General features: G+C 68.3%; 14 protein-coding genes. 8 read left to right on the top strand and 6 right to left on the bottom strand.

Going from position 1 to position 13,403, the window contains the following annotated elements; genetic code table 11:
- Positions 1-31: 31 nt before the first annotated feature.
- Positions 32-1,285 (top strand): phosphoribosylamine--glycine ligase, encoded by a 1,254-nt coding sequence (gene purD / locus Q9R39_RS15500; protein ID WP_207624921.1) that lies wholly within the window; start codon positions 32-34, stop codon positions 1,283-1,285.
- Positions 1,286-1,359: 74 nt separating this feature from the next.
- On the opposite strand, the gene Q9R39_RS15495 is transcribed toward purD, so the two are convergent.
- The 3 genes from Q9R39_RS15495 to Q9R39_RS15485 form a co-directional block, all read right to left on the bottom strand.
- Entirely contained in the window at positions 1,360-2,304 is a 945-nt protein-coding gene (locus tag Q9R39_RS15495; RefSeq protein ID WP_311277739.1) for an alpha/beta hydrolase-fold protein, read from the bottom strand.
- Positions 2,305-2,384: 80 nt separating this feature from the next.
- Positions 2,385-2,876: a nucleoside deaminase gene (locus tag Q9R39_RS15490; protein ID WP_311277738.1), complete on the bottom strand. Its 492-nt coding sequence runs from the start codon at positions 2,874-2,876 to the stop codon at positions 2,385-2,387.
- Between the two features lie 53 nt (positions 2,877-2,929).
- Positions 2,930-3,685: a DUF6882 domain-containing protein gene (locus Q9R39_RS15485; RefSeq protein ID WP_311277737.1), complete on the bottom strand. Its 756-nt coding sequence runs from the start codon at positions 3,683-3,685 to the stop codon at positions 2,930-2,932.
- Between the two features lie 181 nt (positions 3,686-3,866).
- On the opposite strand from Q9R39_RS15485, the gene Q9R39_RS15480 reads away from it, so the two are divergent.
- The 3 genes from Q9R39_RS15480 (at position 3,867) to purB (ending at position 6,453) form a co-directional block, all read left to right on the top strand.
- Entirely contained in the window at positions 3,867-4,460 is a 594-nt protein-coding gene (locus tag Q9R39_RS15480) for a TetR/AcrR family transcriptional regulator (protein WP_175404307.1), read from the top strand.
- A gap of 100 nt (positions 4,461-4,560) precedes the next feature.
- Positions 4,561-4,962 (top strand): hypothetical protein, encoded by a 402-nt coding sequence (locus tag Q9R39_RS15475; RefSeq protein ID WP_058251411.1) that lies wholly within the window; start codon positions 4,561-4,563, stop codon positions 4,960-4,962.
- A 63-nt stretch (positions 4,963-5,025) separates the two neighbouring features.
- Complete coding sequence (gene purB / locus Q9R39_RS15470) at positions 5,026-6,453, top strand: adenylosuccinate lyase (protein WP_311277736.1); 1,428 nt, start codon at positions 5,026-5,028, stop codon at positions 6,451-6,453.
- Between the two features lie 220 nt (positions 6,454-6,673).
- Here purB and Q9R39_RS15465 read toward each other — a convergent pair whose 3' ends face one another.
- Positions 6,674-6,961 carry a SelT/SelW/SelH family protein gene (locus tag Q9R39_RS15465; protein WP_247451303.1) on the bottom strand — a complete coding sequence of 96 codons (288 nt, stop codon included), beginning with the start codon at positions 6,959-6,961 and terminating at the stop codon, positions 6,674-6,676.
- Between the two features lie 89 nt (positions 6,962-7,050).
- On the opposite strand from Q9R39_RS15465, the gene Q9R39_RS15460 reads away from it, so the two are divergent.
- Both Q9R39_RS15460 and Q9R39_RS15455 read left to right on the top strand, forming a co-directional pair.
- Complete coding sequence (locus Q9R39_RS15460) at positions 7,051-7,947, top strand: phosphoribosylaminoimidazolesuccinocarboxamide synthase (RefSeq protein ID WP_311277735.1); 897 nt, start codon at positions 7,051-7,053, stop codon at positions 7,945-7,947.
- Positions 7,947-10,115, top strand: a complete 2,169-nt coding sequence (locus Q9R39_RS15455; protein WP_311277734.1) for a S9 family peptidase — start codon at positions 7,947-7,949, stop codon at positions 10,113-10,115. The genes Q9R39_RS15460 and Q9R39_RS15455 overlap by 1 nt, the downstream gene beginning before the upstream one ends.
- Before the next feature lie 152 nt (positions 10,116-10,267).
- Here the strand turns inward: Q9R39_RS15455 and Q9R39_RS15450 are convergent, their stop codons facing one another.
- Positions 10,268-11,815, bottom strand: a complete 1,548-nt coding sequence (locus Q9R39_RS15450; RefSeq protein WP_058251223.1) for a DHA2 family efflux MFS transporter permease subunit — start codon at positions 11,813-11,815, stop codon at positions 10,268-10,270.
- 132 nt (positions 11,816-11,947) lie between these two features.
- The gene (locus Q9R39_RS15445) at positions 11,948-12,454 is read right to left on the bottom strand and encodes a MarR family winged helix-turn-helix transcriptional regulator (protein WP_058251222.1); all 507 of its coding nucleotides are present in this window, start codon (positions 12,452-12,454) and stop codon (positions 11,948-11,950) included.
- Between the two features lie 126 nt (positions 12,455-12,580).
- On the opposite strand from Q9R39_RS15445, the gene Q9R39_RS15440 reads away from it, so the two are divergent.
- Together Q9R39_RS15440 and purS are read left to right on the top strand one after the other, a co-directional pair.
- Complete coding sequence (locus Q9R39_RS15440) at positions 12,581-13,063, top strand: glutathione peroxidase (RefSeq protein WP_058251221.1); 483 nt, start codon at positions 12,581-12,583, stop codon at positions 13,061-13,063.
- A 95-nt stretch (positions 13,064-13,158) separates the two neighbouring features.
- Positions 13,159-13,398 (top strand): phosphoribosylformylglycinamidine synthase subunit PurS, encoded by a 240-nt coding sequence (gene purS, locus Q9R39_RS15435; RefSeq protein WP_010844201.1) that lies wholly within the window; start codon positions 13,159-13,161, stop codon positions 13,396-13,398.
- Positions 13,399-13,403: the final 5 nt, after the last annotated feature.

Raw genomic sequence — 13,403 nt, 5'->3', positions numbered from 1 at the left:
GTCACGGGTACCGGCGTTTAGAGTCATGGACGTGCGCGTACTCGTGATCGGCTCGGGCGGCCGCGAACATGCCCTCCTCATCGGTCTGGCGAACGATCCGGCGGTCACCGACCTGCACGTCGCCCCGGGCAACGCCGGCACCTCGTCGATCGCGACGAACCATCCCGTCGACGCCGTCTCCGGCGACGCGGTCGTGGCGCTGGCACGCGAGATCGGCGCCGACCTCGTGGTCATCGGTCCCGAGGTGCCCCTGGTCCTCGGGGTCGCCGACGCCCTGCGCGCGGCCGGCGTCGCGACTTTCGGTCCGAGTGCCGAGGCCGCGCAGATCGAGGGGTCGAAGGCGTTCGCGAAGGACGTCATGAAGGCCGCGGGGGTCACGACCGCCCATGCCGAGATCGTCGACAATCCCGCCCGGCTCGACGCCGCGCTCGACCGGTTCGGCCCGACCTGGGTGGTCAAGGACGACGGTCTGGCCGCGGGCAAGGGCGTCGTCGTCACCGCGGACCGTGACGTCGCCCGCGATCACGCGGCCGAGTGTCTCGAGAGCGGCCACCCCGTCCTGCTGGAGAGCTTCCTCGACGGGCCGGAGGTGTCGTTGTTCTGCCTCGTCGACGGCGAGACCGTGGTGCCCCTGCTGCCCGCGCAGGACCACAAGCGCGTCGGGGACGGCGACGCCGGACCGAACACCGGCGGGATGGGTGCCTACACGCCGTTGCCCTGGCTGCCCGCCGAGATGACCACGCGCATCGTCGACGAGGTCGTCAAACCCGTTGCCGCCGAGATGGTTCGACGAGGCATCCCGTTCTCCGGCCTGCTGTACGCCGGTCTGGCGATCGGGTCGGACGGGCCCGCCGTCGTCGAATTCAACTGTCGTTTCGGCGATCCGGAGACCCAGGCGGTGCTGGCCCTGCTCGAATCGCCGCTCGGGCAGGCGCTGCACGCGACCGCCACCGGCACCCTCGCCGACCTCCCGCCGCTGCAGTGGCGCGACGGGGCCGCGGTCACCGTCGTGGTCGCCGCGGAGAACTACCCCGGCAAGCCGCGCACCGGCGACCTCATCACCGGTGCCGACACCGACGGGGTGCTGCACGCCGGCACCGCGCGGAACGCCGACGGCGCCGTCGTCTCCTCGGGTGGGCGGGTGCTCGCGGTGGTGGGCACCGGCGCCGATCTCGCCGAAGCTCGCGAGCAGGCCTACGCGCGGATCGCGAACATCAAGCTCCCCGGTTCGCACTTCCGCCGCGACATCGGCCGCAACGCCCTCGAGGGCCGGATCAGCATCTGAGTCTCGCTCCCTCGTTCCCGTTCCCGCTCACCGAAATCGGTTGAGCGAGAACGAAATAGGGAACGACGGGCGACTCAGACCGCCAGGTTCCGTCCGAGGAACTCGACCTGCTCGGGCAGGACGCTGCGCCAGTAGCGGTTGGTGTGACCACCCGCCGCGGTCCCGAACGCCGCCGGCGGGCGGAGTCCGGCGGCCCACTGCCGCGTGTAGGTGTAGAACTGGTCGCTCGAGCCGATGTTGATCAGCAGCGGGATCTTCGCGAACTTCGGCTGGGCCCCGAACAGCGAGTTCGCCTGGTAGTCGGCGAGGCCGTCGAAGGCGCGCGGCGGGAAGTTGCGCGGGTCGGCCCACATCGCGGGGGAGCTGACCGCGACCGAGGCGACACGCGGCGAACCCAGCATGGCCGCCAGGCGCAACGCGCCGTACCCGCCCATCGACCATCCGAACAGGCCGATGCGTTCGGTGGACAGGTCCAGGTCGGGGTTGCTCGCGAGCATCGGCAGGAACTCGTCGAGGATCATCGCGCCCCCGTCGGCGCCGTCGGTGCGTCGGTGGTAGTAGTTGCGCCCGATGTCGGCGGCGGCCAGCGCGAACGGCGCGTTCCCGGCGTCGACGTACTGCTGCATCACCGACTGCATCTCGAGCTTCGGCCCGAAGATCGACTTCTCGTTGGTGTTGAGCGCGTGCAGCACGACGACGACGGGCAGGGTGCCCGTCACCCCGTTGGGCCGGGCGACGGCCCAGCGCGTGTCACGCCCGGCCATGCGCGCCGAGCGGAAGCTGCCGGTGATCAGCGGTGGGCCGCCGGTGACCGGTGGCGGCGACGCCTCGACCGGTAGTTCATCGTCGGCCCGACCCTCGAGCTTGCGGGGCTCCACCGACGTCGGCGGGGTCGACCCCGAGCACGCGGCGATCCCCAGGGCGGCGGCGCCGAGGCCGGCGGCCAGGACAGCACGACGCCCGACGAACGCACGGGCGTGTTCGTCGGGATTGCTGGGGAGGGGTGGCACTCGGGTCATCGAGTCAACAGGGTAATGGCCGACCCCCGTCCCGCCGCAACGGAATGGCTCCCGACGCGCACCGTTGTGAGGAATTCCTCTCAGCTGTGCTGCCAGAAACCGTCGTGGACCTCGTGTGCGGCGTCGATCGCGAACGGACCGCGTACCACGATCGGCCGACTGCCCGCCTCGAAGATCCGTCGGCACGGCATCGCCAGCGTGGGATTGGCGGGATCGTCGCCGGTCATCTCCCGCAGGTCGTCCTCGCCGAGCGCGTAGACGACCGTCCCGACCCCGGCCCAGTAGATCGCGCCGGCGCACATGGCGCACGGCTCGGTGCTGGTGTACAGCGTCAGCTCGGCGCGCGTGTCGAGATCGAGGTGCCCGACCGCGCGGACGACGTTCGTCTCGGCATGCCCGGTCGGGTCACCCGAGGTGTCCACGGAATTCATCGCTTCGGCGACCACGCTGCCGCCCGGCGCCACCAGTAGTGAGCCGAACGGGTGGTCGCCGCGCGTCCGGGCCCGGGCGGCGAGGTCGATCGCCTGCCGGAGATGGGTGATGTCTGGGTCCTCGTGACTGTCGGGGGACATGTCCCGATCGTCGCACGGTTCCGCACGCCGGCGTGGGGCGAACGGCGAGTGTCTCAGGCCTGCCCGACGAGTTCACAGCTGAAGTCGACGGGCCGCGCGCGCCGGTCGAACTCGACGTGCGCCACCGACTCGCCGTCGGTGACGTCGCAGATCGGCGACCGGCCGCCGTCGGAGCCGGTGCGCCAGCTGATGTGCCAGCCGCGTCGCGCGGCCATCCCGTGGATCGCGACCCGATGATCGTTGACCGCAAGTGATCTCATCACCGTCGGCATCGTGGTGGCGAAGTCGGCGAAGGTCGGTTCGGGCAGCGCGACGTCGTCGAGGAGGTACACCGCGAGATCCCCGTCGTCGTGCTGTGCCGTCCAGTACGGACTGATCCCGGTGCTCTCGACCGCGGCCGCGGCCACGATGTCGATCGCCTCTGTCCGGTAGTCGGCGATCTGGTCGCGAGACAGGCTGGGCGGCAACGACACCCGGGGAACGGCGAAATCATCGACGCCGAATCGGGCGCCGACGTCGCGCAGCGCGGCGGCTGGACCCGCCGGTTCGCCGCGGGGATGGGCCCACCCCCACACGATCGCGTCCGATTCGATGACCGCGATCAGCGTGGCACGTGAACGGACACAGTCGCGCTGCCCGCCCGGGTCGGACGAGGCCGTCGAGGTGAAGACGACGGACCGCTCCGCCGGGTCGCAGCGCGACTCGAAGCTACCGAGCCGTTCGCGCAGGAAGTCGGCGAACGCGACCTGCCGCAGACAGGTGTAGAGCGCCGCGTAATCGGCGACAGCATGGAGGCCGTCGAACTGCATGAGGTCACGGTAACCGCGGGTGTGGTCGTCGTACCCCTCTGTCCGACGTCCGACTGACGGTCGACCGCCGTCGGGCATTCCGCCGAGGTCAGCGGGCTTATACGGGAATCCGCCTGGGCGTGTATCGCTTTGGTGAAAGCGATACGACGGTACCGGCCCTTTGGCAGCATTGACTCCCATGATGACCTCGGCGGCGACACCGAAGGGTGCGCGGCGGCGGTCTCGACTGATCGAGGCTGCCGGCGAGTTGCTGCTCGAAGGAGGCTTCGATGCAGTGCGTCATCGCGCGGTGGCCGAGCGCGCGCAACTACCGCTGGCGTCGACCACCTATTACTTCGGTTCCCTCGACGACCTGATGGCCGAGGCCGCCGCCTATCTGTGCGCGCACGACGAGACCGCAGTCGCCGCCCGCTGCAACGCTCTTCCGCGCCGGCACCGGGGCAGCACGGCGACGGCGGGTGCCCTCGCCGACGTCTTCGTCGGTTCCGACACCACCCTTCAGCAACTGTCCGCGCGGTACGAGATGATCGCGCTCGCGGCGCGGTATCCGCTACTGCGCGAGGTCGTCGCGAGTCGGGGACAATCGCTCGCGTTCCATCACTGCGAGGTCTTGGTGAAGTCGCACCGGGTCGCCGATCCGGCGCACATCGCGCAACTGATCGGTATCGAGGACGGAGCGATCGTGGGAGCGTTGTCCCAGACGGCCGTACGACCGGTCGACGCGGTGCGCGACGCCCTGCTCGACGTCGTCGACGTCCTCGCCCCACGGGAGTGACCGGACGGAGTGTCCGGGGCCGAACCTCGCGAACTCACCGCGCGGTGGACGCGGCGATGACACGATGGGTCGTCAGGTCACCGACGGGGAAGGGGATCGCGTGTCAGCGAGACGATGGATGGTGGGAGTCGGGGCCGCGCTCGGCGCGGCCGTCATGGCAGCGACGGCGTTCGTCGCCCCGACAGCGCAGGCCGCGCCGGCCGGGCGGGTCGATGCGTCGGTCCCGTTCTCCTCGGCGGTCTACGGCACCGGCTGCACCTATCCGCTGACCGTGGCGGTCAACTCGTCCGGCTGGGTCGAGTTCTTCGAGGTCAAGGCGGGTCTGCCGCCGCGCTTCGTCGGACGCGACCTGCCGCAGGGTGCGCTCGCCTCGACCACCTGGGTGCCGCACCGGACCGGTGACAAGTATCTGTATGCCGTGCAGAACGGGAAGGTGTCGGCGCCGACGTTCGTCCGCGTGCGACAGGGTTACGGGTCCAACGGGGCGTGCATCGCGTTCTGACGGTGTGTGCGCGGCCCTCTCCGGGTTTTGAGGATCGCGACGGCCGCGACCTACACTGACCGGGTGTCGAAGCCCGTCATCGCCAACGTCCTGGCCAGCCGCTATGCCTCCGCCGATCTCGCCGAACTGTGGTCGGCGAGCACCAAGATCGAGCTCGAACGGCGACTGTGGATCGCGGTCCTCAAGGCGCAGCGCGACCTCGGCATCGACGTACCGGCCGACGCCATCGCCGACTACGAGCGCGTCGTCGACCAGGTCGATCTCGCATCCATCGCCGAACGTGAACGGGTCACCCGCCACGATGTGAAGGCCCGGATCGAGGAGTTCAACGCCCTGGCCGGCCACGAGCAGATCCACAAGGGCATGACCAGCCGCGACCTCACCGAGAACGTCGAGCAGCTGCAGATCCTGCGTTCGCTCGAACACGTCCACGCCCACGGCGTGGCAGTGCTCGCGCGCATCGTCGCACGCGCCGCCGACTACTCGTCGACGGTGATGGCCGGACGCAGTCACAACGTCGCCGCCCAGGCCACCACGCTCGGCAAGCGGTTCGCCTCGGCCGCCGACGAGCTGATGATCGCGCTCACCCGGTTGCGCGAACTCATCGACCGCTACCCGCTGCGCGGGATCAAGGGGCCGATGGGCACCTCGCAGGACATGCTCGACCTGCTCGGCGGCGACGCGGTGAAGCTCGCCGACCTCGAGGGCCGGGTCGCCGATCACCTCGGGTTCGCCCGCTCGTTCACCTCGGTCGGCCAGATCTATCCGCGGTCGCTCGACCACGACGTGGTGTCGGCACTCGTGCAGCTGGCGGCCGCGCCGTCGTCGCTGGCCCACACCATCCGGCTGATGGCGGGCCACGAGCTGGTCACCGAGGGCTTCCAGCCCGGTCAGGTCGGCAGCTCGGCGATGCCGCACAAGATGAACACCCGCAGCTGCGAACGCGTCAACGGGCTCGCGGTCGTACTCCGCGGATACGGCTCGATGGCCGCCGAACTGGCGGGCGCGCAGTGGAACGAGGGCGACGTCTTCTGCTCGGTCGTCCGTCGCGTGGCCCTGCCCGACGCGTTCTTCGCGATCGACGGACTGATGGAGACCTTCCTGACGGTGCTCGACGAGTTCGGCGCCTACCCGGCCGTGATCGCCAACGAACTCGACCGTTATCTGCCGTTCCTCGCGACCACCAAGGTCCTGATGGCCGCGGTGCGCGCCGGCGTCGGGCGGGAGACCGCGCACGAGGCGATCAAGGAGACCGCGGTCGCGGTCGCGCTCGCCATGCGGGAGGAGGGACGCGAACCCGACCTCCTCGACCGGCTCGCCGCCGACGACCGCATCCCGCTCGACCGCGCGCAGCTCGACGCGTTGCTGGCCGACAAGACGGCCTTCGTCGGTGCCGCCGAACAGCAGGTCGCCGACGTCATCGCGGCCGCGGAGAAGATCATCGGGCAGTACCCCGACGCCGCGGGCTACTCGCCGGCGCCGATCCTGTAGCTCTCCGCCATCTCACTCCGGCGCGGTGACGTCGGAGTGCCTGCTACCCCCTGCTCCCTGAGCGCGACCCCGTCTGCTCCCTGAGGTGCGAGCGAAGCGAGCCACGAAGGGCTCCGCAACGTGTCTCACCAGGCCCTTCGTGGCTCGTCGCTATCGCTCCTCACACCTCAGGGAGCAATGGGGTCGTTCTTTCGGATCAGGGAGCAGAAGGTCGGCTCTGTCACTCGGGGGTCGAGACGTCGGAGTGCCCGAGGTTCCAGTCCGGGAGGGCGGTGTCGCGCACGCGACGCTTGAGTTCGGGAGCACCGGGGAAGCCGCCGTCGCGCTTGCGTTCCCAGATCTGGGTGCCGTCGACGTCGATGGCGAACACCCCGCCCGTGCCGGGGACGAGGGTCACCGCGCCGATCTCGGTGCCGAAGGTGTTCAGCAGTTCCGAGGCCATCCACGACGCTCGCAGCAGCCAGTTGCACTGCGTGCAGTAGGTGATGGTGATGTGCGGCTCGCTCATCGGTCCAGGATCGCAGACCCCGGGGCCCACGGCCGGACGGGTGGTCCCTGCCGCCCCGCGGGGTCACCTCACCCTCTAGGGTCGAGTCCATGCGTCCTGAACTGCAGTCCTACCGTCATCTGGCGTCGGGGAAGGTCCGCGAGATCTACGAGATCGACGCCGACACCCTGCTGCTGGTGGCGTCCGACCGGATCTCGGCCTACGACCACATCCTCAGTCCCGCGATCCCCGACAAGGGGCGCATCCTGACGGCGATGAGCTTCTACTGGTTCGACGAGCTCGGCGTGCCCAACCATTTGGCCGGCGGCCCCACCGACGAACGGATCCCGGCGTCGGTCGTGGGCCGGTCGATGGTGGTCCGTCGACTGCCGATGGTGCAGGTCGAATGCGTCGCCCGTGGCTACCTGACCGGGTCCGGCCTGCTCGACTACCAGGCGACCGGGTCGGTGTGCGGCGTCGAACTGCCGGCGGGACTGTCGGAGGCGAGCAAGCTCCCCGAACCGATCTTCACGCCGGCCACCAAGGCCGAGCAGGGTGAGCACGACGAGAACATCAGTTTCGAGCGGGTCGTCGAGCAGGAGGGGGAGGAGCTGGCGAAGGCCCTGCGGTCGGCCACCCTCGACATCTACGCGCGCGGCGCCGCGGTCGCCGCCGAGCGCGGAATCATCCTCGCCGACACCAAATTCGAGTTCGGCCGCGGGGCCGACGGCGAACTCGTCCTGGCCGACGAGGTGCTCACCCCCGACTCGTCGCGGTACTGGGAGGCCGCGACCTACGAGGCCGGCGAGGTGCAGCCCAGCTTCGACAAGCAGATCGTGCGGAACTGGCTCACCGGTGCCGAATCCGGGTGGGACCGGGCCTCCGATGTCGCGCCGCCGCCGTTGCCCGACGACGTCGTCGACCGCACGAGGCGGCGCTATATCGACGCCTACGAATGGATCTCGCGAAAGTCCTTCGCGGACTGGCCCGATGCAGAGGTGATCTGATGACCGACGAGAAGACCACCATGAACGCAGCGCCGGTCACCGCGCCGGTGGCCAAGAAGGTGCCCACCGAACGCACCCACCACGGTGACACCTTCGTCGACGACTACGAATGGTTGCGCGACAAGGACGATCCGGAGGTCATCGCCTACCTGGAGGCGCAGAACGCCTTCACCGAATCGCACACCGCGCAACTGGCGGACCTGCGCACGCAGATCTTCGGCGAGATCAAGAGCCGCACCAAGGAAACCGACATGTCGGTGCCCAACCGGCGCGGGCGGTACTGGTATTACGGGCGAACCCATGAGGGCAAGCAGTACTCGACGTCGTGCCGGTGCCCGATCCGGTCCGAGGACGACTGGACCCCGCCGGAGGTGGGCGAAGACCCGCTGCCCGGCGAGGAGATCCTGCTCGACGCCAACGTCGAGGCGGAGGGTCACGATTTCTTCAGTCTCGGGGCGCTGACCGTCAGCGACGACGGCAACTGGCTCGCCTACAGCATCGACATCGTCGGGGACGAGCGATACACCCTGCGCGTCAAGGACCTTCGCACCGGGGAACTCCTCCCCGACGAGGTTCGCGACACCGCGGGGGGTGCGGTGTGGTCGGCAGACGCCCGGCACGTGTTCTACTCGACGGTCGACGCCGCCTGGCGCCCGGACACGGTGTGGCGCCACGACATCGGTGCCGGGACGGCCGACGTCAAGGTCTTCCACGAGCCCGACGAGCGGTTCTGGGTCGGGATGGGCACCACCCGGAGCGACAAGTACCTCGTCATCGGCGTCGGGTCCAAGATAACCTCGGAGAGCTACTTGCTCGCCGCCGACGACCCGACGGGTGAATTCCGCAGCGTCGCACCGCGGGTCGACGGGGTCGAGTACAGCGTCGAGCATGCCGTCATCGGTGGCGAGGACTATCTGGTCATCGTGCACAACGAAGTCCGCGACGGGCAGAAGGCGGACAACTTCGCGATCGATCTCGCGCCGGTCGCCGACCCGTCGGACCGTCGTCCGCTGATCGCGCACGACCCGCAACGCCGGATCGAGGACCTCGACGCCTTCGCCGACTACCTGGTCCTGTCCTACCGCCGAGATGCGTTGCCGCGTCTCGCCATCGCCGATCTGCGGCAGATCGACGGCATCCCGGTCGAATCGGATTTTCGCGAGGTGACCTTCGACCAGGAACTCGGCTCCGCGGGCCTCGGCGCCAACCCGGAATGGCGTGCCCCGAGGCTCCGCATCGGATACGGCAGTTTCATCGAACCGGCGGAACTGTTCGAGCTCGACGTCGCCTCCGGCGAGCGGACCCTGCTCAAGCGGCAGCCGGTGCTCGGCGGTTACGACCCGGCCGACTACGTGCAGTCGCGGGAGTGGGCCGTCGCCGAGGACGGCACCCGGATCCCGTTGTCGGTGGTGCGGCGCAAGGAAACCGACGCCGCCAAACCGGCGCCCCTGCTCCTCTACGGCTACGGCTCCTACGAGGCGAGCATCGACCCGTACTTCTCGGTGGCGCGACTGTCGATGCTCGATCGCGGCATGGTCTTCGTCCTCGCGCACATCCGCGGTGGCGGGGAGATGGGGCGCTACTGGTACGAGAACGGCAAGGAACTCAGCAAGCGGAACACCTTCACCGACTTCGTCGCCGCAGGACGGCATCTCGTCGACACCGGGTGGACGACACCGCAGCAGATGGTCGCCGAGGGCGGGTCCGCCGGCGGATTGCTGATGGGTGCGGTCGCGAACCTCGCGCCCGAGTTGTTCAACGGGATCCTGGCGTCGGTGCCGTTCGTCGACGCGCTGAACTCGATCCTCGATCCGTCGTTGCCCCTCACGGTGATCGAGTGGGACGAGTGGGGTGACCCGCTGCACGACCCGAAGGTCTACGAGTACATGAAGACCTACACGCCGTACGAGAACGTCGACGCGAAGCCGTATCCGCCGATCCTCGCCTTGACCTCGCTCAACGACACCCGGGTGCTGTTCACCGAGGCGGCGAAATGGGTTGCGCGACTGCAGGAGAAGACCACCTCGGACAACCCGGTACTGCTGAAGACCGAGATGTCCGCCGGCCACGGCGGCGTCAGCGGACGCTACAAGCAGTGGGAAGAGGTCGCCTTCGAGATCGCGTGGATCCTGCAGCAGTCGGGCGCGCTCGATACTCCCGCTGGTTGAGCTCACCTTCCGCTGGTTGAGCTCACCTTCCGCTGGTTGAGCTCACCTTCCGCTGGTTGAGCTCACCTTCCGCTGGTTGAGCTTGTCGAAACCACAAAGCCCCACCGACCCGGGAGTCGGTGGGGCTTTGGTTTGCGATCAGCAAGAGATGATCAGTGCATCATGATCGGACCGCGGTCCATGTCCTCTTCGGTGAGAGGCGACGCGATCTTTTTGCGGGGCAGGAAGAACGCGGGGATCAGGGTGAGGACGATCAGGACCACCGAGATGGTGAACGTACTCGAGAACACGTCCGCCGCGGTCTCGAAGAACGACTCCGGCAACGGGTTCGGCACGCCCGGCGGCAGCGGATCGTCGGAGGTGTTCGCCATGATCGCCAGTCCCGCCTCGGGTCGGCTCGCCAGACTGCTGGCCAGGATCACCGAGATGACGGCCGTACCGATCGACGTGGCCGACTGCTGGATGACGTTCAGCAGCGTCGAACCGTCCGGGACCTGCGGGTTGCTGAGTGTCGCGAGAGCCGCGGACATGATCGGCATCATCGTCATGCCCATGCCGAGACCCTGCACGAACAGCGAACCGCAGATCAGCCAGTACGAGGTCTCGGCGCCGAGGAACATGAACGTACTCAGGCCCAGCACGATCAGGACGATGCCGGCGAGCACGAACTTGCCCGGGCCCATCTTGTCGGTGAGGCGGCCGGCGATCGGCATGGTGAGCATGGCGCCGATGCCCTGCGGGGCCAGCAGCAGACCGGCGGTCAACGTGGACTCGCCGCGCACGCCGATGAAGTACTGCGGGAACAGCAGCGCCGCACCGAAGAACGCGACCATGAACAGCACCATCGTGATGACGGAGATGCTCAGTGTGCGGTTCGCGAAGAGCCGCAGGTCGAGCAGCGGGTTCTTCTTGCGCAGGGCGTGCACGATGAAGGCCACGATCAGGAGTGCACCGATGATGGTCGGCACCAGAACCGATGCGGTGACGAAGGTGCGGTGCTCGGCGCTCGAGGAGATACCGAACAGGAACAACGCGAGACCCGGCGACAGGAGCAGCAGACCGACGACGTCGATCGAGGGGCGGCTGGTCTCCGCGTCATCGCGCAGGACGATCCACGAGTAGACCAGCGCGATGATGCCGATCGGGACGTTGATCAGGAAGATCCAGTGCCAGCTCAGCTGCTCGATGAGGACGCCGCCGAGGATCGGGCCCGAGATCGGACCCAGGAGCATCGGGATACCGAGCACGGCCATGACCGAACCGACGCGCTCGGGACCGGCCGCCTTGGTCAGCATCATCATGCCGATCGGCATCAGCATGCCGCCGCCGAGTCCCTGGATCACGCGGAAGGCCACGAGCATGCCGATGTTCGGCGCCAGCGCGCACAACACCGAACCCACGGTGAACAGGACCAGCGAGACGAGGTAGACGCGCTTGGTGCCGAAACGCGATGCCGCCCAACTAGACAACGGGATCACCGCCGCCAGTGCCAGGGTGTAACCGGTCGCGGTCCAGGCGGCGCCCGCGGCGTCGGTGCCGAACTCCTGCTGGAAGGTGTTCTGGGCGACCGCCACCACGGTGACGTCGAGGATCGACATGATCGCGCCGAGCACGACCACGCCGGCGACCAGCAGGACGTGACGGTCCAGCTTGGTGTCGGGTGGGCCGTCGTGCAGATGGCCACCTGTGGATGAGGTCATTCGCGTGTTCCTATCGGTCGGGCGAGAAATGGGCGTGCCGCGGCCATCCGCGGCAGAGAAGTCTGTGGGCTCGTTCGACCCCGTGAGGGTCGGTGGTCAGAGATCAGGGAGCGACGAGGTAGGAGAGGGGAGTCACGAGGCCTGCCGTCCGTCGGTGGGCAGACAGAAATGGTCGACGCCGTCGTCGACGATGGGACGCAGTGCCGCGCAGAGGTTGTCGCGCATGTCTGCGGGCAGGTTGGCGACGAAGTGCCGGATGGTCCCGCGCTTCACGGCCAGATGGGTCTCGAGGTAGCGCCGGCCCGCGTCGGTGAGGGAGATGCGCTTGACCCGACGGTCGGACGGGTCCTCTCGACGGTCGACGAGACCTCCGGTCACCAGCTTGTCCACCGTCCGGCCGGCGGCCGCGAGGGACAGCTGAACGTGATCGGCGATCGCGTTGACCGGCATCGGCCCGGGCTGGCATGCAAGCGTGGAGAGGATCCGGAGCTGCGAGAACGTGACCTCGCTTGCCGCCAGACTCTCCAGCGCCTCGGGCCGGCTCAGATCGATGAGCCGCTCGAGGAAGGCGTTGAGCGCCGACGACGCAGCGTTCACCGACTCGTCGGCGCCGCTGTTCGACCTGCATTCTCCGGACACCGAAAGATGCTAACCCGAATGCAACTATTGCCGAAACGCAATTAACGGTGACCTTGCGCATACCGTGGCGGCACCTGTGACCCGGGTCTCCCGAAGGCGGCGCGGGCGCCGTCTAATCTGGCAGCCATGGCCAACATCAAGGACATCCCCGTTACCGCTCTGGACGGCTCCGATGTCTCGCTGAAGGACTTCGGCGGACCGCTGCTCGTGGTGAACGTCGCCAGCAAGTGCGGCCTCACGCCGCAGTATGCCGGCCTGGAGGAACTCGCCAAGACGTACGGAGACAAGGGACTCACCGTCGTCGGAGTGCCCTGCAACCAGTTCATGGGGCAGGAGCCGGGTACCGCCGAGGAGATCGCGACCTTCTGCTCGGCGACCTACGGGGTGACCTTCCCGCTGCTGGAGAAGACCGACGTCAACGGCGAGGCGCGTCACCCGCTCTACGCCGAACTCACCCGGCACGCCGACGCCGACGGGGAGGCCGGCGACATCCAGTGGAACTTCGAGAAGTTCCTCGTCAACGCCGACGGTGAGGTGGTCAACCGCTTCCGTCCGCGCACCGAGCCGACCGATCCGACGGTCGTCGCCGCCATCGAATCCGTGCTCTGAGCCGATTTGGTGCACCCGGTAAGCTGACCGGCGTGAACTGATCGGGAGAACACCGGTCAGGCGACAACCGACCAGCAGACATTGAGGAGCGATCCATGGCGCGAGTGGTGGTCGACGTGATGCCCAAAGCCGAGATTCTCGACCCGCAGGGGCAGGCCATCGTCGGCGCCCTGGGCCGGCTCGGGTTCAGTGGGATCGGCGACGTCCGTCAGGGCAAGCGCTTCGAGCTCGAGGTCGACGACACGGTCGACGACACGACGCTGGAGCGCATCGCCGAGGAGTTGCTGACCAACACCGTCATCGAGAACTTCAACGTCTCGCGCGTCGCGGAGTAGAGAGC

Source organism: Gordonia sp. AC31 (genome assembly GCF_031844505.1).
Classification (GTDB): domain Bacteria; phylum Actinomycetota; class Actinomycetes; order Mycobacteriales; family Mycobacteriaceae; genus Gordonia; species Gordonia hongkongensis.
Note: the sequence above shows the minus strand (reverse complement) of the source record. Positions and strands in the feature narration are given on the sequence as shown.